Consider the following 21948-nt stretch of genomic DNA (forward strand, 5'->3'; position numbering starts at 1 on the left):
AATGTATTGCTTATAAGAAGAAAGGTGATCACTGTGGCAAACAGTATGACATTATCTCAAGATTTAAAAGAATTACTTGCATCTGTTGAATATAAAATGCAGATAAAAAAAGGTAGTTTTATTTTTCAAGAAGGTATGGAGGCAACAGAACTCTATATCATTCACTCAGGGAAAGTACAAATTAGTAAACTTAGTGCTGACGGACAAGAATTAACACTTCGAATTTGTTCGGAATATGACATTATTGGAGAATTAACATTGTTCACGGATAATGCAAAATATTTATTAAACTCAAAATGTCTTGAAGATGTTGAAGTAGGTGTAATAAAACGTGAAGCGTTAGAAAAAGCATTACTCCAAAAACCCGCTCTTGTATTTGAATTTATGAAATGGATTAGTGAACATTTAAGAAGAATGCAAACGAAGTTCCGAGATTTAGTATTACACGGCAAAAAAGGTGCCCTGTACTCTACTCTTATACGAATGACAAATAGTTACGGTGTATTAAAAGAAAATGGTATTCTCATCGATTTACCATTAACGAATCAAGAACTCGCTAATTTCTGTGCAACTTCACGTGAAAGTGTAAATCGAATGTTAAATGAATTAAAAAAGCAAGGTACAATTTCAATTCATAAAGGAAAGATTACAATCCACGATTTACAATTTTTAAAATGTGAAATTGCTTGTGAAGATTGCTCTGCTTCTGTTTGTAGCATTGATTAGCATCTTATTTAGATGCTAATCTTTTTTCAATTTAAACTACTTATTAACATTTATTCCCTATGTAAACAAAAACGAGGCCTTCCATATTAGACCTCGTTTCGTTTTAACCATTAGCTCCTATCCGTTTACAGCAGTATTATTTTTTCAACTCATTAGGAATACGTCTTCTGTAAATCACATAACTACGGCTTACATATTTAATTGGGGCACTAAATACATGTACAAGTCTTGTAAATGGCCACACTGCGAAAAGCCCCATCCCTGCGAGAATGTGAATTTTAAACCATATTGGTACTTCCATCATATATTCAACTTTCGGTTGGAAAATAAAGAGACTTCGGAACCAAGGGCCAATCGTTGTACGATAATCAAATCCTTTTGAATCGATATTTAAAAATGTTGAGGAAAGTCCTGCTAGCATTACGATAAGTAATAAAATAAGCGCAATATAATCTCCCTTTGTACTCGTTGCAATGATACGTTTTACAGTTACGCGGCGGTACGTTAATATAATTAAACCGCTAATAGAAGCAACACCTGCCGGAAGCCCAAAACTAATTGCTACTACATGATACATATGCTCAGAGATACCTACTGAACGGTATACAGCTTCTGGAATTAAAATCCCCATAACATGACCGCCAATTACGAACATGATCCCAAAGTGAAATAATAGACTTCCAAGTCGGAGCATTTTCTTTTCTAATAGTTCACTAGATTTTGATGTCCATCCAAATTGATCATAGTTGTATCTAAAAATATGTCCACCGATAAAGATTGCAAAAATGATATAGGGAAACAATACCCATAGAAATTGATCCATCATTTTAACAACTCTCCTTTCTAATTTGTCTGTACACCCCATGTTTCGATAGCGAGTAGAACAGCCGCAAGAATTGGTTCATACATACTGTCTGCTTCTTTTAATTGAACGTGTAACGCTTGTATATTCTCCGTGTATTTACTCATAATTGATTCACTGTCTATCTCATTTGCATTTGCAAAGAACTCAAGCAATAGCGGTAAATAATCAGGTAATTCTTTATCTGTTACTTCAAAACCAGATTTTTTATAATGCTGTTTTAACTCCAGTAATTCAATACCTCTTTCTCTTTGTTCACCAGTGTTCATATAAGTAAGATACATATTTGTTTTCTTACCAAAATCGAATGTATATACGTAACTATCAATGAGTTGATCATTCGTTTTATTTAGCACTTGCTTTATAAAGGCTGTAAGTGACGCTTTAACGTCTTCCTGTTTTATTGTTTCAACCTCTTCTTGCAATTCAGTTACAGCTTCTCTCCACCCTAGTTCAGGATAGGAGAGAAGAAAAGAAGAACAAGAAAAAGCTGTTTGTAAACTTTGTCTCATAATTTTCTGCCCCCTTTATTTAAGAAATTGTCATACAAGAGCCTGGACCACCTGTGAATGATAAACCACAGCTTCCTTGTTCGCTATATAAATCTGCCACTTGTTCACGGTGAGATGTCGGGATAACGAAGCGATCTTTATATTTCGCAATGGCAAGAAGACGATACATATCTTCTACATCCTGTTTCGTTAAACCAAGTTCTTTTAATACAGCTTCATTTGGCTCTTTATTAATTTGCAGTGCTCTCATATATGTTCGCATAACAGCCATTTTTTTCAATGTAAGACGAATGTGTGATTCATCCCCTGCAGTGAGTAAATTCGCTAAATATTGAATTGGAATACGCATATTATCAATTGCAGGGAAAACCTCTTCTGCTTGCCAGTTACTACATTTCCCTTCCACCATGTTCATAATTGGGCTAAGCGGAGGGATATACCAAACCATCGGCATTGTACGATACTCCGGGTGAAGAGGCAGAGCAATTTTCCAATCGATAATCATTTTATAGATAGGTGACTGTTGTGCTGCTTTAATCCATTCTTCAGGAATGCCTTGTTTTTTCGCTTCAGCTGCTATTTCTGGATCATTTGGATCTAGGAAAACAGTAAGCTGAGATTCATATAAATCTTTTTCGTCTTCAACAGAAGCTGCTTCTTTTACTTTATCAGCGTCATATAGCATTACTCCAATATACCTGATACGTCCTACACATGTTTCTGAACAAATTGTTGGCATACCAGCTTCAATACGTGGGAAGCACATTGTACATTTTTCAGCTTTATTCGTTTGCCAGTTAAAATACACTTTTTTATATGGACAAGATGATACGCAGAATCTCCATGCGCGACATGCATTTTGATCTACAAGAACAATTCCATCTTCTTCACGTTTATACATCGCACCAGATGGACAAGATGATACGCAAGATGGATTCATACAATGTTCACATATGCGTGGTAAATACATCATAAAGACGTTTTCAAAATCTGTTTTAATTTCTTCTTCCATTTTCTTTACGTTTGGATCTTGCAATCCAGTTATATGTCCGCCTGCTAAGTCATCTTCCCAGTTTGGACCCCATTCAATTTTGTCGATAAATTCGCCTGTAATTGCTGATTTCGGACGAGCAACTGGCTGATGCTTACGCTGCGGACTATTTGTTAACGTTTCATAATCATAGTTCCAAGGTTCAAAGTAATCATCAATCGTTGGTTGATCTGGATTGTGGAAAATATTCATAAGACGTTTCATTTTCGAACCGGATTTTAGCTGAATTTCACCATTTTTCAATTCCCAGCCGCCTTTATATTTCTCCTGATCTTCCCATTGTTTCGGATAACCAATACCTGGTTTCGTTTCTACGTTATTGAAATACATATATTCAGCACCTGGACGATTTGTCCAGGTGTTTTTGCATGTTACGCTACAAGTATGACAGCCGATGCATTTATCTAGGTTCATTACCATTCCGACTTGTGCTTTAATCTTCAAGCCAATCTACCTCCTTCAGTTTACGGATTACAACATTTAAATCACGCTGGTTCCCAGTTGGACCATAATAGTTAAATCCATAACTTAATTGACCATATCCACCAATCATATGTGTCGGTTTTACGTGAATTCGAGTTGGACTATTATGCGTTCCCCCGCGATTACTTGTTAATTTCGTACCAGGTACGTTAATGTGACGATCTTGCGCATGATGCATAAATGCCATTCCTCTCGGTATACGGTGCGTTACAACAGCACGCGCTACAACAACACCGTTACGATTAAAGCACTCAATCCAATCATTATCTGCAACACCCGCTTCAGCAGCGTCCTCTTTATTCATCCAAACAGTTGGACCACCTCTAAATAGCGTTAACATCGGTAATGAATCGAAGTACATACTATGAATCGACCACTTATTATGCGGTGTTAAATAGTTTAATGTAATTTCTTTCCCTTCTACTTCAGGTCGTGATTTACGGAACGGTTTATGTTGCAGAATTGGTTTAAATGTTGCCATCGTTTCACCAAATTCTTTCATCATGTCATGGTCTAAGTAGAAAGATTGTCGACCAGTTATCGTTCTCCAAGGGATGAGACGTTCCACATTTGTTGTAAACGGTGAGTAACGTCGTCCACCTTTTTCTGAACCTGTAAAGGCCGGAGAAGTAATTACTGTTTTCGGTTGTGCTGTAATTTGTTCGAATGTAAAGCATTCTTCTTCACGTTCTTCTGCTAAATCACGTAGTTTTAAATCTGTTTGTTTTTCAAGTGCTTCCCATGCTTTTACTGCCATATGACCGTTTGTTGTAGAAGATAGTGTTAATACCGCTTCAGCAGCATTGATTGCTTCCTTGATGTCTGGACAACCTTTCGCGATAGAATCCGTTCGAACGACTCCTAATTTGCTCTTTAATTGCTCATACTCTTTTTCTGCTGACCAAGAGATCCCTTTCGTACCAATCGGTTGTTTTCCGGCATTTGGTCCAAGCGCAGTCATTTTGTCATAAATCGTTTTATAATCCCTTTCAACAACGTGAATTTGTGGCATCGTTTTACCTGGGATTGGTTCACATTCACCTTTACTCCAGTCTTTAATTTTGCCAAGTGGTTGCGCTAATTCTTGCGGTGTATCATGAAGAAGCGGTGTTGCCACAACTTCTTTCATTGGTTCAAGATCGATTTTCTTCGCTAAATCAGACACTGCTTTAGAAAGAGAAGTGAAAATATCCCAGTCAGAGCGCGCTTCCCACGGTGAACCGATTGCCGGATTAAATGGATGTACAAATGGATGCATATCTGTACTGCTTAAATCGTGTTTTTCGTACCAAGTTGAAGCAGGTAAGACGATATCAGAATACAGTGCTGTTCCAGCCATACGGAAATCTAAATTAATGAGTAAATCAAGCTTCCCTTCTGGCGCTTCTTCATGCCACTTTATTTCTTCTGGTCGTAATGAATCACTGTCGTCATTCATTAACCCGTTTGTTGTACCTAATAAATGTTTTAAGAAATATTCATGTCCTTTACCAGAACTCGAAATTAAATTCGCACGCCATACGAATAAGTTGCGCGGGAAGTTGTTTTTGTTATCTGGATCTTCAATCGCAAATTTCAGTTCTTTTTCTTTTAATTTTTGTGCAACGTATTTTCCGATTTCTTCTTGCGTTGTTGCACCAGCAGCAACAGCCTCTTTATATAATTCAATTCCATTTTTCTCGAATGTTGGATAAGAAGGTAACCAGCCAAGTCGTGCAGCTAATACGTTGTAATCACCGTGATGTTGATAACGAGAGTTACCTTCAACTGGTGATGCTAAATGTCCAACAGGTGTATCTTCATAACGCCATTGATCTGTTACGAAATAGAAGAAGGATGTACCGTTTTGTAATTTCGGTGGACCTTGCCAATCTTTTGCCATCGCGATTGTTTGCCATCCTTCTGCTGGTCTTAATTTTTCTTGACCAACATAATGAGCCCAACCACCGCCGTTTACACCTTGTGCTCCAACGAGAAGAACAAGATTTAAAACGGCGCGATAAATCGTATCAGAGTTAAACCAATGGTTAATACCCGCTCCGACAATTATCATTGAGCGACCATTCGTATCAACAGCATTTTGTGCGAACTCACGAGCGATTTGAATAATAAGCTCACGTTTTACTCCTGTCATTTTCTCTTGCCATGCAGGTGTAAACGGTATATCATCATTGAAGTCTTTCGGTTCTTGTCCGCCAAGCCCTCGGTTCACACCGTAATTTGCTAACGTTAAGTCGTATACAGTTGTAACGAACAATTCGCCCTCTTCTGTCATAACCTTTTTCACTGGAATCGTACGTTCTAATACTTTGTTTCCATCATCAGAGAAGTACGGAATTTGTACAGTTCCAATCGCTTCTTCCATTCCAAGTAAAGAAAGACGTGGATCAATCTTTTCACCTGTTTCTTCATCTTCTAAACGCAAGTTCCATTTCTTTTCATTATCCCAACGTGACCCCATTGTGCCGTGAGGTGTTGCAAAATCATTCGTATTCTCGTTCCAAAGAACAGGTTTCCATTCCCCTAACTTCGTTTCTCGTCCAATATCAGAAGCATTTAAGAACCGATCAGCAACGAATTGATCTCCTTTTTGTTTCAATGTGACAAAGAAAGGAAAATCAGTATATTGCTTCGCATACTTTGTGAAATATTCCACTTGATTATCCACGTAAAATTCTTGTAAGATTACGTGTCCCATTGCCATCGCAAGTGCACCGTCTGTACCTTGTTTCACACTAATCCAATCATCCGCAAACTTTGTTGATTCAGCGAAATCAGGACTGACAGAAACGACTTTCGTTCCTTTATATCGAACCTCTGCTAAAAAGTGTGCATCTGGTGTTCTCGTCATTGGTACATTTGAACCCCATGTCATAATGTAACCAGAGTTATACCAGTCACTACTTTCTGGTACATCTGTTTGATCACCCCAAATTTGAGGAGAAGCTGGTGGTAAATCCGCATACCAATCATAGAAGCTAAGCATCGGTCCACCCATAAGTTGCATAAAGCGACTACCAGCAGCATGACTTAACATCGACATAGCTGGAATTGGTGAAAAGCCAACATTTCGGTCTGGACCGTATTTCATTACTGTGTACAGTAATGAAGCTGAAACGAGTTGTAACACTTCATCCCAATTCGCACGAATGAATCCCCCTTTACCACGCGCCTGCTTATACGTACGTGCCTTTTCACGGTTTTCCACAATGCTTTTCCAAGCCTCTAATGGTGACTCGTTATTTTGCAATTCTTCTTGCCACATATTCCAAAGAACACCACGTACATACGGGTATTTCACACGAAGTGGACTATAAATGTACCAAGAAAAGCTTGCTCCACGTGGGCATCCTCGCGGTTCAAAATCTGGCATATCAGGACCTGTAGTCGGATAGTTAAGCTCCTGCCCTTCCCAAGTTACAATTCCATCTTTCACATATATATTCCAGCTACATGAACCAGTACAGTTCACGCCGTGTGTAGAACGAATTACTTTATCATGCTGCCAACGCTTTCTGTACACATTTTCCCATTCGCGATCTTCATATGTTTCTTGTGTATGATTATCGTTATAACGATCTATTGGTGAAAAATATTTTAAACGTCTCATTAGTGCTGAAGTTTTTTTCTTCATACTGTTCACTCCTTTAATACGTCTCTCTTACATACCCTTACTATAAGAGAGGTTGTAAAATACAGATGTGACATTTCGCACAGTTCAAGAGATTGTCAAAAATTCCGGAAAAAATATAAAAAAGTGAAAATCTAATCAGTGTGGAGGGCTCACATCCTTCACCGACTGTTAAATTACTTCCTTGCTTCTAGCAAAGTTTAAGATGAAGTACAGATAATAATGAGCTTGCAAAAAATTTCTTATATAATAGAGGCAGTAATTTGGGAGTAGTTAAATTTAATATACCTAAATCGTTAGATGAGTTAATAAATGAAAATACAATACTTTAAATCCACCATATCAAGGGCAACTATCCTGAAAATAGTTGAACAAAAAACGCCAGGAAATCCATATGAATTGTCAGCAACTTAGATTGAATCAATAGAAGAATACAACAAGAATGGCAGGATTTTAAGATAATAATACAAGGAGTATATTATGAAATTAGAACCGCTTTACGCAGAAAACATTATAGTAGCCGTCATATATAAAAATGAGTTTAGATGGTATGTAACAGATAAAGAACTATGGTTTTTAGATTATAATAAATTAGATAATGCATATAAAAATTTAGGTATAAGCATTGAAGATAATGACGAAACGGAAGAAAGAAATGGAATAAAAGTATTAGATCATGAAAATGTAGAAGTATTTTTAGTAAGGATTAATCAATATAAAACAACTAAAGAAGAATTAAATTATTTACTACTTGAAAATATTAAAAGGAAAAATGCAGGAGAAGATCTATTAGATTTTAGTCCAATCTTATTAATTAACTTTGATAATAAAATACTATATTCAATGTTTCCAGAACTGGCATCCTACGAAAACTATGTACCAAAAGATTGGAGTGGTACATATGAAGATTTCACTGAATTCATACCTACATCAGAGAAATATTGGATAGATAAGTTTAATAATAATCTATTTTCACTATAATTTAAGTAGGAAAATAGTGATGATAGTATAAGAATTTATTACCTTAATAGAGCTTATGAGATTAATAGAGAAGTAAATAGAGTCACTAAAGCCAGAAATAAAGGAGTAAAATAGTCATGAAATATCCATATAGTTTTGAAGTGCTTAACAGTAGTGATTTAGTTATGAGACTTCCTCAAGAAATTAAACTTGTTGAAACTTTTTTAGGAATTGAAGTTACAGCTTTTGGAGATTGGATTTTAGAAGAAATACATAATGTTTTAAACGGAGAAAAAAATTATGTAGTAGTAAATGGCAATATTTGTGGTTTAGAAATTCGGAACGACACAACTACTGTATTAAACAATTTAGCCGAAGATGGTAAAGGAGAATATTGTGAGATTGAAACAATGGAATTGGTAGAATTAATTCATATTTGGTTAAATAAACGAAAAGAATATAAGAAAGATAAAAAATAAAAGAGTGTAATAAATTAAATAGCTGACCTCTTCATGTGAAGTCGACTTTATTTTTTATTCATATACATTTTAATCACAAGGCATATTAATATATGTTCCAAACTTTACGCGTAGGGTTTCCTACGCTATTTATTTTGCTCATTGAGGACAATCTTTCCTTCCCTTCCTATATGTTTTACCCACAACAATAGTTTATATCAAGATATATTTTACATAAAACTACAAATCATTATTTACTGTATTGCCCTTAGTTACGGAAACAATTATACTAGATGTAATCGAAATAAATAATCTGAATATTCTCAGAATTAAAGGTGGAAGTTTTACTATCTACAAATAGAATTAGAAATATGTCCACTAAATAGATTAGAAAACGATAATAACATTAGGAGGATTACGATGCCCCAGCTTGATTCATTACATCCCACTGTAGAAAAAATAATCAATAATATTGAAAAAATAATGGTCGGAAAACGAAAAGAAACCATCTTAGTTTTGACAACTCTCTTAGCTGAAGGTCATGTGCTATTAGAAGATGTTCCTGGTGTCGGGAAAACAATGCTAGTACGTGCTCTTTCTAAATCCATTGATGCTGATTATAAGCGAATTCAATTTACACCTGATTTATTGCCGTCAGATGTAACAGGAGTTTCTATTTATAATCCGAAAGAGCTCCAATTTGAGTTCAAGCCTGGACCAATTATGGGGAATTTTGTACTTGCTGATGAAATTAATCGTACATCTCCAAAGACACAATCTGCTTTACTTGAATGTATGGAAGAAGGCAATATTACAATAGATGGTATTACAAGACCTTTACCAAAGCCGTTCTTTGTCATGGCTACACAAAATCCGGTCGAATATGAAGGAACATATTCTCTACCAGAAGCTCAGCTCGATCGTTTCTTATTGAAACTAAAAATGGGATATCCTACACCAGAAGAAGAATTTGAAATTTTAAACCGGATGGAAAAAACGAATCCACTCTCTCAATTACAGACCATTACTACAATAGAAGAATTACTTTATTTACAACAAAGCGTACGGGTAGTAAGTATGGACAAAGCAATTAAGCATTACATTGTAAAGCTTGTTAATCAGACTCGTACGTACAGTTCTATACAGCTAGGTGCAAGTCCACGTGGCTCAATTGCTTTAATGAAAGCTTCACAAGCTTATGCATTTATCCATAGCAGAAATTATGTTATTCCAGACGATGTTAAACTTTTAGCTCCTTACGTTTTAGCGCATAGGCTCATTCTAAAAATGGAAGCAAAATTTGAAGGAATAACTGGCGAACAAGTTATCGCAAAAATCGTTGCACGAACTACCGTGCCTACTCAAAGGGCGATGAACCCTTGATGAAACGAATGCTGCGAGCGCTATATCACGTTATGAAGTTATTGCTACTCCCTTTATGCCTAGTCTTAACATTTGTGTACGCTATGTTTCAAGGAGGGTTTGTCAGTTGGTTTTTATTTTACAGCATAATTCCCATTGCTCTTTATTCACTACTACTTCCCTTCTACGCTTTACGGGACGCTGAAGTAAAGCGAATAACAAACCAAAATGGATATGTAGTAGGAGAACAATTTGTAAGCACGATTACAATAAAAAGAAAATTTCCTTTTCCCTTACTTTATTTAGTTATAGAAGATGAACTGCCACCACAATTTATAAGTTGTAAACAAATAAAGATGAATAAGGTAGTACTCTTCCCAGGATTGAAACGAAATATTTCGTTTCAATATGTTATTGACACAATCCCTAGAGGCGAGCACACTTTTTCAAGCGTTCGTGTCAAAACTGGCGATTTATTCGGCATGATGGAGAAAGAAGTAACTTTTTCAGTTCCAAATACATTTTTAGTCTATCCCCAGTATGTAGATATAGCGTATCGACAATTGGAAAATCATTTCGAACAAGGAGCGCTTTCAGCAAATATAAATTCAGCAAAAGACTCTACAATCTCGGTCGGTGTCAGAGACTATAAACCTGGCGATCGCTTTTCATGGATCGATTGGAAAGCAACTGCACGAACAAACAATATTATGACAAAAGAGTTTGAACAACAGCGCAGCCATAATATCATGATATTCATAGACAGAACCGAGTCTCCTCTATTCGAATCAGTCGTCACATTTACTGCCTCTATCGTAAGGGCTGTCTTGAAACAAAATTCACCAGCATCATTCGTGTCTATCGGAAAAGAACAAACTATTTTCCCTTTAGACAATGGAGATACGCAGTTACAACAAATCCTTTGTCATTTAGCAAAAGTACAAGCAGACAGTGTATTCCCGCTCTCCCAGAGTGTAGACATGGAACTAAGAAAAATTTATGAGCCCGTCACGGTTATACTCGTGACCAGTAATCTTTCTCCCGATATTCAAAAGGCGGCTGATTGTGCTGCTATAAGAAATAGAAAATGTATGGTTTTTGTCGTGAAAGAAAAAGCGAATCAACTTTCACACCGAGAACTCAGTATACTAGAAACTCTAAAAAAACGACAAATATTTGTAAACACGGTTTATGAAAACCGGTATACAAACGTGTTTTTTGAGGTGAACAAATGATGATATTACAAGCAAAATACAAGTGGGATACGAACAGATTCTTCATGCATGCATGTGTATTTCTTCTTTTACTAGAATGGCTAAGACCTCTTATAGGTATTACAAATGTAGGTAGATTAGATATTTTCGTAACATTTATAGGAATTTGCTTCGCTCTCTCTTTTTTTCAAACGAGGTGGCAGATTCCTATAAAAATTGTCACAGTCTTATTTATCATTCATTCCCTATATTATAAAAATGCTTTTATAAATCCATCTTGGCTAACAACATTCTTTTCTGATATGTTTCGAAATTCCTCCCTGTTTTTCCAAGGGAATTTACTAGATATTTCTCCAGTTTTTCCGACGGTTTTATTTTTTCTCTCATTTTGGTTTTTGAGTTCTTTCACTTCATTTTGGATTATTCATAAAAAACGTGGGTTTCTATTCCTTGTATTGACTATTATTTATATCGCAACTTTTCATAACTTACATTTATACAATGCAAACTACGCTATTATTCGTACTGTTGTCATCGGCTTTTTTATGCTTAGTCTTCTTCAAGTAGAACGAATAAAAGAACGTGAACACTTACAAAATTATGCTAGAGAAATCTCAAAATTACTTAGACCACTTACAATATTTATCGTATTATTAGCAACCATTGCATACTTTGCTCCAAAATTTGGCCCTCAATGGCCAAACCCAATGGATTTTTTAAAATTCAACACATCTGAAGCAAGTAAAGAACAAAAAATTTCTACAATTGGGTATGGTTTAGATGACTCGCGATTAGGCGGTCCTTTTAAGGCGGATCCTACAGTTGTTTTCACAGCACGAACGCAAAACAAACAATATTGGAGAGTAGAAACAAAAGATTTTTATACAGGAAAAGGCTGGGAAATTTCTGAAAATCCGAAAAAGATTTCTTTTAAAAATAAAAACGACGTCGTAAGCTGGTACGAACAAAATACAAAAATGAAAACGACTGAGGCAACAATTACCATGCAAAAAAGTTACCCTCACCTTACCTATCCAGCAGGATTAGTATCAGTTGAGGCTGCTTCTGATGTATCATACAGTGTTGACCCGTTTTCAGAAAAAATTTATACAATGAATGGAGACTCTTCTACTACTTTACATTCGTATAAAGTAACATATGAGATCCCTGAGTTTTCCATAGAAAACTTGAAAGCTGTAAAAACAAATGAAGGTCAAGAAACAAATCCTTATTTTATGACAAAGTACACACAACTTCCCAAGTCATTACCACAGCGCGTAAAAGACTTGGCTGTCAATCTTACAAATGATAACGACAACCGATATGATAAAGTATTAGCTATTGAAAATTACTTCACAGACAACTCTTTTACATACGAATCAACGAATGTCTTATTCCCTGCCAAAAGCCAAGATTATGTAGATCAATTCCTTTTCGATACAAAAAGCGGCTACTGTAATAATTTTTCGACGTCTATGATTGTACTACTTCGTTCTGCCGGGATTCCAGCTCGCTGGGTGAAAGGCTATACAGAAGGAACTCTTGACAATACACTTGCCTCTGCAGAAGGTGAGGATGTTTATACAATCACGAACGATAACGCACACTCTTGGGTCGAAGTATATTTCCCAGAATACGGATGGATTCCATTCGAACCGACAAAAGGATTTACTAATCCCTATAATTTTATAAATAATACGCCTGCTCCTATTTCACAAAATAGCGAAGCAAATAATTCTAATAACGAGCAAATACAACAACGAAATAATGAAGCAAAACTTAAAAGTTTAATTGAAAATACAGAAGAAGCTTCTACTAAAAAGGTCACAAATTCTAAAACTAGTTTTTCTTGGTGGTACGTATTCCTCTCTACGATACTAATTAGTATTATAGGATACATTCTCTTCACCACTAGAATGAAATGGATGACATTTCTTATTATTCATTTCTATAAATACCGAAAAGATGATGCTGTTTATCAAAAAGCTTACGGTGCACTTTTAAAACAATTTGCGAGAATTGGCATGCCACGGGGTGAAAGTCAAACATTCCGAGAATACGCTCTCCATATCGATACACTTTACAACTCGGCCGATATGCAACAACTTACTGCCAGTTATGAGAATGCTATGTATAAACAGGGGCAGGTTGCAGCAGAATGGAAGAAATCCGTACACTTATGGGAAGTGCTTATGAAAAAAGCAGCTTCTCTACCTAAATCAGATGGCTTTGATACAGTAATTTAATCTTGAAAATGTGAGTTTAAAGAAAACGTCTCAAAGAACTACATTGTTCTTTGAGACGTTTTTTAATAAAGTGAAACTCCTAATTATTCTCCAAGTACCTTCTCAATCTCAACCTCTAAATCTACCGGCTTCGTCTGCGGCGCAAAACGCCCTACTACTTTCCCGTCTTTTCCGATTAAAAACTTCGTAAAATTCCATTTCACTGCTTTCATACCGAGTAAACCTGGTGCTTGTTCTGTCATGTATGTATATAAAGGATGAGCCTTATCACCTTTCACATCAACCTTTGCAAACATTGGGAAGTTTACACCGTAGTTTAATTCACAAAAACTAGTAATGTCCGCTTCTGTACCTGGTTCTTGTCCTCCGAATTGGTTACAAGGGAATCCGAGTATTTCAAGTCCTTGGTCTTTATATTTATCATACACCTCTTGTAATCCTTTATATTGCGGTGTGAAACCACATTTACTAGCTACATTTACAATAAGAAGTGCTTTTCCTTCGTAATCTTTTAACGATTTTTCTTCACCGGTAATTGTTTTAGCTGAAAAATCATAAACTGTCATTGTCTTTGCCCCTCTCTTCACTATCATTCTATGTTTATACTATACTACATTCGTGAATATACATCTCTTATTACGTACTTATAAGATATAATTATAGCGCTTTATTTTCGTTCAAAATTCGACACATACTACTAGACTTTTATGATGGAAAGTTTTACAATTGAAATGTGAACAAAATGTGACAGTTTATATTCCATTATAAAAGAAAAGGATGGTGTCCATTATGAAAACTGCACAACATGAAACGATTTCAAATCGCGAGTTTTATTTCGTACTATATATGATGTTATTGTATGTTACTGGCTGGGTAATCGATGTAAATGGTTTATTCTTAAGCTCCTACTTTAATTTAGCAGGAGAGATTATGCTTCCATTAGTAGGCGGGATTGTTGGACTGTTCATTATGTCTATTAATAAACAACAAACGAAATAATAATATTACAAAAAGGCAGAAGACGAGCTTCGTTTTCTGCCTTTTTTCTATTTTATCGTATAATAGAAACATGCAGTATATAAGGAGTGGTAAATATGAAAAAAGTAGAGCAATTATCTTCTCACCTATATCTTATTGATGATTTCGATTTACAGCATAATGAACGAACAGGTACGTACGTTTTATTAGGTGACGATATTACTTTAATTGAAACTTGTGCAGCCCCTTCTCTTCCGTATATTTTAGACGGCTTACAACAATTACATATTGATTTAAACGATGTTAAAAACATTATCGTTACACATGTGCATTTAGATCACGCTGGCGCAGCTGGTTTAATGATGGAGAAGTGCCCAAATGCTACTTTATATGTGCATTCTCGCGGTGCTCGTCATATGATTGACCCAACAAAACTCATTTTAGGTGCAAAAGCTGTATACAAAGAAGATTTTGATAAACTATTTGATCCAATTCTTCCTATAGAAGAAGAACGTGTTCGTATTGTACAACATGGTGATACGTTAAAAATTGCCGAAGAACGTATCCTTACATTTTACGATACACCGGGGCATGCTAAGCACCATATTAGCATTCACGATTCATTAACAAACGGGATTTTCACTGGTGATACAATTGGAATTTATTATAGAGAACTCGCAAACGTTGGTGTAGAACTGTATCTACCATCAACGTCCCCTTCACAATTTCAACCAGATGCGATGATTGCTTCTAAAAATCATATTCAAAGTATGGATGTAGATACTATTTATTTCGGTCATTACGGCGCATCCTCTCATGTTACAGAAGTATACAATCAACTGGAACATTGGCTACCTATTTTCGTTCAGACTGGTAAGGAAGTCTTTGAAAAGTATAATGATTTCGATGAAGCGACTAAAGCTTTACAAACTTTGTTAATGGATAAAATATCTTCTCATCTTACAAAGTTAAACGTTCCATCAGATCATTCCGTTTATAATATTTTACATCTAGATATAGAAATTAGTGCAATGGGCATTATTGATTATTTCACGAAGCAAGAAAAAGCAAACTCCACTATTAACTAACAGTAAAAGAAGAGATATACAACAGTAGTTATTGTATATCTCTTCTTTTTTTGAATATATTTTGAGTAAAGGATGGTGGAATATAATGCAAAAATTGATGCTATACCTCTGCTTTACATTATTTATCGTCTTATTATTATTTGTAGGAGTAAAAATTCAATTTTATTTAGATACAGACACGCAAGTGAACTTTAACGTTTATCCAAGATTATTCTACTTTACACTCTTCCCTCTTATAGTTGGCATTTTATTACGATTCCTTCAATCTATTAATCGCGAAACAAGTAAACAAAACTGGAGCTTTCAACCGGATAAATTTATTGCTATTACAGTGCCTACACTATTCATTTCCTTTTCCCCAGCACTACTCTTTTCACCACTTGCAGAATACCTACCTTATTTAGTTAATATTATTCTAATAAATACAACTTTTGTTACGATAATTAGTTTAATAGCTGGTTATTCCCTTTTAGATTGTTTTATACAAAAAGATAATGCAAATATGAAAAAGTATAATTGAACACTCTTTTTTGTTTCAATAAAAAAGCTCAAAGCTAAGGCTATGAGCTTTTCTAATTATTGCACCTTTTCATTTACATATTCCATAAACTGCTCTGCTTTAATAAATCTTTCTTTGTACGCCTCAGGTACTTCTTCTACTTTCATCCCACCAGTTGATTTTGTCTTCACTTGTACGATTTCATATGTCATTAAAGCTTCCACATAACGGTCAAACTCTTTTTGTGTTAATACTTCTTTACTAGACTTATGACCATTTAATTTATCAAAGTATGGCTGAAGACCCATACTTACCTTTTTCATTTCTTCTCTTTTTGCTGGTGATAATTGATCATAATCAATATTACCGTTCGAATCTCCGTACGTAAGTTTTGCATTTGTTAATTTTTTTAGTTCTTTTGTAAACTCTTCATATTCCTTCGTACCCATTTCATCTTTCGCCTCTGATAATTTTGCACTAAAACGCATATACGCCTCTAATGTCATCGTTCCGGCATGTTTTTTTAAATTCTCGAAAGATCCGTATATACCATCCGCCATAATAGATTGATACGCAAAACCAGTCGTCGGGATTAAAAGAGCTGCTGCAAGTACTCCTGCGATAAGGCGTTTCTTCCTCTTACTCCGCCCGTGCTTCATTTTTATTTGTACGATTACTTTTTCTTTTAAATCCGGCGGGGCAACAATACCTTTTGCTTCTTCTTGTATAGATTCCCTAACTCTACAATCTAAACTCATTTCACATTCCCTACCTCTCCTAAAAAGATTTCTTCTACTTGCTCTTTTTGACGTAGTTTCTTTAATGCCGCATGAATTCTAGATTTCACAGTACCAATTGGAATATGTAATATTTGTGCTACTTCTTCTTGTGAATAATCATGTAAGTATCTTAAGATAATAACTTGTTTCAATTTATACGGTAATTTATGAATGAGTTCAATTAGTTTTTGGTTTGATATTTTACTTACAACATCGTTAGAAAAATCAATTTGCACTGACTTTCTTTGCTCTTCTGCTTTTTTTATAATTCGTAGTCGCATCCACCTCTTTCTTCTATAAGAGTGTATTTGTTTAATCGCAAGTCCAATTAGCCAAGGACGAAATGGCTTCTCGCTATCATACTTACGAAGCGATTCATATAGTTGTATGTATATTTCTTGAACGACATCATCTACATCCGTTTTATCCTCTATTAAAAAATGTGCTGTTTTATATATTTCTTGAATCGTTTTATCATACAACTTGCTATATGCTTCTTTATTTCCTGATAAAGTTAATTGGATTAAATGTGCGTAATCTATTTCACCCTTCATATTCCAGCCCTCCTTTGTCTTACACTATATATTGGAAAGTAATTCATATTTCGTTCGATTTTTTTAAAGTTTTTTTATATAAATTAATATTATGATTCATTGAGTTCATAAGCTTCACTTATAACCACACATAACTATTATATATTTTTCCAATTTCTGATAAAGATTTAAAATAATTTATATAGTCAAATTTAGGAGGAGATATGATGAAAGCTATCGTTGTAACGTCGTTCGGTGGTCCTGAAGTGATGAAATATACAGATTTGGATATACCGTCTATTTCAGAAGATCAAGTTTTAATTCGCGTTGTTGCTACTAGTGTAAATTTCGCTGATATTAAATCACGTTATGGTAAAAAAGGAAATAAAGCACTACCTTTTATTCCAGGTATAGATGCCACTGGTATTGTAGAACGTGTCGGTTCTCATGTGAAAAATATTCACCCTGGACAACGTGTCATTGCTTTTCCTCAAAATGGATCTTACGCAGAATACGTTGTTGCAAATGAAAATCTTACTTTCGTATTACCCCATGAAGTTGACTTTCAAACTGCAGCCGCTTGTCCAATCGTATCTTTTACAAGCTATAATTTACTCGCAAATGTTACAAGGCTTCAACAAGGTGAATCTGTACTCATTCATGCGGCTGCTGGTGGAATTGGCACTACTGCTATTCAACTTGCTAAACTATTAGAGGCTGGAACAGTTATAGGCACTGTCGGAAGTGAAGCAAAAAAAGAAATTGCTTTAGATGCTGGAGCTGATTATGTTATTTGTCATCAAGATGAAGATTTTGTAGAGAAAGTCAATGAACTGACAAATGGTGAAGGGGTTGATGTAATTTTAGACTCTATTTCTGGAACGGTTTCTGAAAGAAGTTTAAACTGCCTTGCTTATTACGGTCGCCTCGTTCATTTCGGTAATGCTAGCGGTGAAATTGGTAACTTTCAAACGAAAGATTTACATGCAAGTTGCCGCTCTATACTCGGTTTTAGCTTTGGAACCACACGAAAAAAGCGTCCTGAACTGCTCCAAGAAACTGCAAATGAAGTTTTCCGTTATTTGCGTGACGGACGTTTACAAATTAAGGCTACGAAATCTTTTCCACTTCAAAATGCAGGGAAAGCACATGAATGGGTCGAAAGTAGAAAAAGTACAGGGAAAGTAATACTAACTGTTTAGTCCTCTTCCTGAAATGAATACTGGAAACAGAGGTGGCATTCATGGGATCACGAATTATGCATGTTATTATCGCTAGTGGTATTGCTGAGAAACTATCAATTCACGATAAGACTTCTTTCTTACTTGGAGCTGTAGCCCCTGATGCTGTTCATTCAAAAAAAGAAAAAGGAACCTCACATTTTTATGCCGGTACAACGAAGAACTATACGAGAAGAATAGATTATGATTCATTTTTTCATAAATATGAATCACATATAGATTCCCCATTTATTTTAGGCTATTATACCCACCTCATTGCCGATGATAATTGGCTAAGTGGATTTTTTCTACCTTGGCTAAAAAATAGAATAGAGAATGACGAAACTATCGCACCCCTGTACTATAACGATTTTAAATTGTTAAATGCAAATTTGCTTCATCATTACGATCAAGAACAACAGCTTTTCTCTCTTCTCAATCAAGAGGCTCACATTGTGGATATTGAAGAGGTTTCTAAAGAAAACGTTTTAGCTTTTCGAAAGTATCTTTTTGAAGATATGTTGTATCCAAAGCAACATCTGCATGAAGACTTACAAGTATTTACGTTTGATCAAATCGTTGGCTATATTGAGACAGCTATTGAAAAAGGAGTATTTTTTATTAAACAACTCTCTAATGAAAAATCCACTTCAAAAATTTAATCCCCCTCAAATATATTTGAGGGGGATTTTCACATAGCAATATTATTATTGGTTCTTCTCCATAACTGCAAAATAATTCCCTTCGCTATCAGCAAAGTTAAACACTTTACCAGAAGGCATAGTTACCATTTCTCCAACAGTAACATTTTTATTTGTTAAATCTGTATATAGTTGATCAAGATTTTCTGAGAAGAACATTAAAGACGGTGTACCAAGATTCAATTCTGGGCTCATTTTCGAAATAACTTCTTTATTATGTAATATAATGCTCGTTTCCGCACCGCTTTTCGGAGCGATTTCAATCCATCTCATTCCTTGCTTATTATCTTCCTCTGCAACTACATGAAACCCTACCTTCTCCGTCCAAAAATTTACTGCCTCATCTTGATTATTTACATATAACATAATTTGTCCTACTTTATGAATCATTACATTTCCCCCTAATGGTTTTTATATTCTATGTAGCTTTCTACAAATACTATCGTTATTCCTTTTGAGTTGGTATGTACTTCTTTGCAAAATTTATCGACTGACTCATCCCATCCAGTTCATCAAAATAATCATTTCTTTCAATCATGTTATATCCGTCGAATCCAATTTTATCTAATACTTTGAAGAATATATCGAAATCTACTTCACCATTCCCTGCTGCGACTTCTATATACTTAGTTGAACGATCACTTTTCACTTCTTTACAATCTTTAATATGAGTTTGTACTATATAATCTTTTAATAGTAATAAACCTTCTCCCGGATTTTCATTTACATCACTTATTAAATTTGCTGGGTCAAAGTTAACAGCTAGTCCTTTCGAGTTTGCAGTTTCTAAAAATCGTTTTAATACTATTGCTTTTTCAGATCCCGTCTCAATGGCAAAGAATCCTCCAAATCTGAACGCTAAGTCCCCTATTTCATTACAAACACGTAGCATTTTATCATAGTAGGCACTTTTTTTATCATCTGGAACTTTCCCAATATGAGCTGTTATGATCTTTGCCCCAAGCTCCAAACCTCTGTCAGTAATATATTTAAACTGATCTATTGCACTCTCAGCTTCTATTCCCATAATTCCATTTTCTCCAAAACTAATTGCTAATGATGGAATCTTTATTCCATTAAAAGATACGCTTTTCTTTAAAGCATTCCACTCTGCCATTGGAATATTAGCTAAGTTAAAGTTTTTATTCATAGCATATAATTGAATATATTCTAACCCCCATTCTCTCGCCTTTTTTATTCCTTCGTTTACTTCAATATATTTCGTATTCAAAAACATTCCTAATTTCCTATCCATATATGTACCTTCTTTTTATTATTTCGCATCATTTTAATATACGACTTTTTTATATTATTTCCTCGTATAAACCAAATAAATAAACTACCCTTTTTTCGATACTCCCAGTAGAAGCATATATATGATAGGCACATTAAAAACACTAATACAATTCCCATTATCACTTGTTTACAAACAAAAAAGACGTAACTACAAATAGTTACGCCTTCTCCATCATTTATCTAGGCTTTTTCTTCCCAGTAAATGCTGGTTTCTTTTTCTTTGGTGCTTTCGGTTTCGTTTCTACAAATGATCCTTTGAACATTTCTTGCTTCGTAAATACGATGCCTAGTTTTTTCGCAAATTGCAGTAATTTGCGCTCTTCTTGTGGTGTTACAAGAGATACGACAGTTCCTTCTTTGCCCATACGTCCAGTACGTCCTGAGCGGTGAATATATTGGTCTACTGTGTCTGGTAATTCTAGGTGAATTACGTGTGTTAAATCGTCAATGTCGATACCGCGCGCTGCAATATCAGTAGCAAGTAGAATTTCTAATTTCCCTCCGCGGAAAGCACGCATTGTCGCTTCACGCTCTTGTTTACTTGCTTCTGCATGAAGAGCCGCTGCTTTCATTTTACGGAATTTCAATTTCTCAGTAATTTCATCTAAACGGAATGGGTCGTTTAAGAAAGCAACTGCTTTTACATCGCCCATATGCATAATTCTTCTTACGTAATCATTTTTTTCGCGTCGCTCACAAATGATATACGTATGCTCAACTAAGCTTTTTGATTCTGCACGTGTTACACGTACTAATTGTGGTTCAACTGCTAAATCACGTGCCGCATCTTCTGCCGCTTTTGTCATTGTCGCCGAGAAGAATACTAATTGACGATCGCGCATCGTTGATTTAATTACATCTTGCACTGCGCCCATCATTTTTTGCTTTACAATTTGATCAAACTCATCAAATACAATTGTTTTTACTTCATGCATTTTTAGCTTTTTCATACGAATTAATTCTAAAATACGGCCTGGTGAACCGACAATTACTCTTGGGTGTTTCTTTAATTTTTCAACTTGGCGCTTAATATCTGCACCACCAATTAAAGATGCACCTGAAATTTCAGTTCCTGCTGTAAACTTTTGAACCTCTTCATGAATTTGCATTACAAGTTCACGTGTTGGCGCTAAAACAACAACTTGTGGCTGTTTTACTTCAGGATTAATTTTATGTAAAAGTGGTAATAAGTACGCTAATGTTTTTCCTGTTCCAGTTGGAGATTCAGCTATAACGTCTTGTCCTTCTAAAATAGTTGGAATCGCTTGTTTTTGAATTTCAGTTAACTCTTTAAAACCAGCCTTCTCCCAAGCTTGTTGTAAAAATGGTTGCATATCTTTTATCATTTG

Annotated in this window: 21 protein-coding genes; 11 read left to right on the forward strand and 10 right to left on the reverse strand. The window is 35.3% G+C overall.

The annotated features are described in order from the left end of the window. Window positions 1–33: 33 nt before the first annotated feature. Window positions 34–726, forward strand: coding sequence for a Crp/Fnr family transcriptional regulator (locus AU379_RS13480; protein ID WP_000013866.1), 693 nt, complete (start codon window positions 34–36; stop codon window positions 724–726). A gap of 136 nt (window positions 727–862) precedes the next feature. On the opposite strand, the gene narI is transcribed toward AU379_RS13480, so the two are convergent. From narI to AU379_RS13500, 4 genes are read right to left on the reverse strand one after another with little or no spacing between them, the layout of a single operon-like run. Continuing rightward, entirely contained in the window at window positions 863–1552 is a 690-nt protein-coding gene (gene narI / locus AU379_RS13485; protein ID WP_000969222.1) for a respiratory nitrate reductase subunit gamma, read from the reverse strand. Between the two features lie 17 nt (window positions 1553–1569). Continuing rightward, complete coding sequence (gene narJ / locus AU379_RS13490) at window positions 1570–2100, reverse strand: nitrate reductase molybdenum cofactor assembly chaperone (protein ID WP_001249926.1); 531 nt, start codon at window positions 2098–2100, stop codon at window positions 1570–1572. 19 nt (window positions 2101–2119) lie between these two features. After that, window positions 2120–3595 (reverse strand): nitrate reductase subunit beta, encoded by a 1476-nt coding sequence (gene narH / locus AU379_RS13495; protein WP_061139408.1) that lies wholly within the window; start codon window positions 3593–3595, stop codon window positions 2120–2122. Then, entirely contained in the window at window positions 3585–7268 is a 3684-nt protein-coding gene (locus tag AU379_RS13500; RefSeq protein ID WP_000730782.1) for a nitrate reductase subunit alpha, read from the reverse strand. The genes narH and AU379_RS13500 overlap by 11 nt, the downstream gene beginning before the upstream one ends. A gap of 477 nt (window positions 7269–7745) precedes the next feature. Between AU379_RS13500 and AU379_RS13505 the strand changes: the two genes are divergently transcribed. The 5 genes from AU379_RS13505 (at window position 7746) to AU379_RS13525 (ending at window position 13505) form a co-directional block, all read left to right on the forward strand. After that, window positions 7746–8246, forward strand: coding sequence for a hypothetical protein (locus AU379_RS13505; protein ID WP_000764324.1), 501 nt, complete (start codon window positions 7746–7748; stop codon window positions 8244–8246). A 116-nt stretch (window positions 8247–8362) separates the two neighbouring features. Next, complete coding sequence (locus AU379_RS13510; RefSeq protein ID WP_061139409.1) at window positions 8363–8704, forward strand: hypothetical protein; 342 nt, start codon at window positions 8363–8365, stop codon at window positions 8702–8704. Window positions 8705–9103: 399 nt separating this feature from the next. Then, complete coding sequence (locus tag AU379_RS13515) at window positions 9104–10066, forward strand: MoxR family ATPase (protein WP_044584400.1); 963 nt, start codon at window positions 9104–9106, stop codon at window positions 10064–10066. Then, the gene (locus AU379_RS13520) at window positions 10066–11280 is read left to right on the forward strand and encodes a DUF58 domain-containing protein (protein WP_000827541.1); all 1215 of its coding nucleotides are present in this window, start codon (window positions 10066–10068) and stop codon (window positions 11278–11280) included. Before AU379_RS13515 ends, AU379_RS13520 begins: the two co-directional genes overlap by 1 nt. Beyond that, window positions 11277–13505, forward strand: a complete 2229-nt coding sequence (locus AU379_RS13525) for a transglutaminaseTgpA domain-containing protein (protein ID WP_061139410.1) — start codon at window positions 11277–11279, stop codon at window positions 13503–13505. The genes AU379_RS13520 and AU379_RS13525 overlap by 4 nt, the downstream gene beginning before the upstream one ends. Window positions 13506–13588: 83 nt before the next feature. Here AU379_RS13525 and bsaA read toward each other — a convergent pair whose 3' ends face one another. After that, window positions 13589–14071, reverse strand: a complete 483-nt coding sequence (gene bsaA, locus AU379_RS13530) for a glutathione peroxidase (protein WP_000219434.1) — start codon at window positions 14069–14071, stop codon at window positions 13589–13591. A gap of 223 nt (window positions 14072–14294) precedes the next feature. Between bsaA and AU379_RS13535 the strand changes: the two genes are divergently transcribed. The 3 genes from AU379_RS13535 (at window position 14295) to AU379_RS13545 (ending at window position 16091) form a co-directional block, all read left to right on the forward strand. After that, window positions 14295–14504 carry a DUF3925 domain-containing protein gene (locus tag AU379_RS13535; RefSeq protein ID WP_000844984.1) on the forward strand — a complete coding sequence of 70 codons (210 nt, stop codon included), beginning with the start codon at window positions 14295–14297 and terminating at the stop codon, window positions 14502–14504. 95 nt (window positions 14505–14599) lie between these two features. After that, window positions 14600–15571 carry an MBL fold metallo-hydrolase gene (locus AU379_RS13540; protein WP_000754970.1) on the forward strand — a complete coding sequence of 324 codons (972 nt, stop codon included), beginning with the start codon at window positions 14600–14602 and terminating at the stop codon, window positions 15569–15571. Window positions 15572–15656: 85 nt separating this feature from the next. Continuing rightward, window positions 15657–16091, forward strand: a complete 435-nt coding sequence (locus tag AU379_RS13545; RefSeq protein WP_001170916.1) for a hypothetical protein — start codon at window positions 15657–15659, stop codon at window positions 16089–16091. Window positions 16092–16147: 56 nt separating this feature from the next. On the opposite strand, the gene AU379_RS13550 is transcribed toward AU379_RS13545, so the two are convergent. Together AU379_RS13550 and AU379_RS13555 are read right to left on the reverse strand one after the other, a co-directional pair. Beyond that, entirely contained in the window at window positions 16148–16828 is a 681-nt protein-coding gene (locus AU379_RS13550; protein ID WP_000050676.1) for a DUF3600 domain-containing protein, read from the reverse strand. Beyond that, window positions 16825–17403 (reverse strand): sigma-70 family RNA polymerase sigma factor, encoded by a 579-nt coding sequence (locus tag AU379_RS13555; protein ID WP_000675559.1) that lies wholly within the window; start codon window positions 17401–17403, stop codon window positions 16825–16827. Before AU379_RS13555 ends, AU379_RS13550 begins: the two co-directional genes overlap by 4 nt. A gap of 206 nt (window positions 17404–17609) precedes the next feature. Here AU379_RS13555 and AU379_RS13560 point away from each other — a divergent pair, with 206 nt between their 5' ends. Then, window positions 17610–18584 (forward strand): quinone oxidoreductase, encoded by a 975-nt coding sequence (locus AU379_RS13560; protein WP_030025448.1) that lies wholly within the window; start codon window positions 17610–17612, stop codon window positions 18582–18584. Window positions 18585–18625: 41 nt separating this feature from the next. Continuing rightward, the gene (locus tag AU379_RS13565; RefSeq protein ID WP_061139411.1) at window positions 18626–19264 is read left to right on the forward strand and encodes a zinc dependent phospholipase C family protein; all 639 of its coding nucleotides are present in this window, start codon (window positions 18626–18628) and stop codon (window positions 19262–19264) included. 45 nt (window positions 19265–19309) lie between these two features. Here AU379_RS13565 and AU379_RS13570 read toward each other — a convergent pair whose 3' ends face one another. From AU379_RS13570 to AU379_RS13580, 3 genes are all read right to left on the reverse strand, one after another. Continuing rightward, a complete protein-coding gene (locus AU379_RS13570) occupies window positions 19310–19693 on the reverse strand; it encodes a VOC family protein (RefSeq protein ID WP_000581467.1) in 384 nt (127 codons plus the stop codon). A gap of 55 nt (window positions 19694–19748) precedes the next feature. Further along, the gene (locus AU379_RS13575) at window positions 19749–20558 is read right to left on the reverse strand and encodes a sugar phosphate isomerase/epimerase family protein (protein WP_000375211.1); all 810 of its coding nucleotides are present in this window, start codon (window positions 20556–20558) and stop codon (window positions 19749–19751) included. A 217-nt stretch (window positions 20559–20775) separates the two neighbouring features. Then, on the reverse strand, window positions 20776–21945 hold the full coding sequence (locus AU379_RS13580; RefSeq protein WP_000588613.1) for a DEAD/DEAH box helicase: 1170 nt from the start codon (window positions 21943–21945) through the stop codon (window positions 20776–20778). Window positions 21946–21948 lie beyond the last annotated feature (3 nt).

The sequence above is a fragment of the Bacillus sp. JH7 genome, from assembly GCF_001563515.1.
Classification (GTDB): Bacteria; Bacillota; Bacilli; order Bacillales; family Bacillaceae_G; genus Bacillus_A; species Bacillus_A cereus.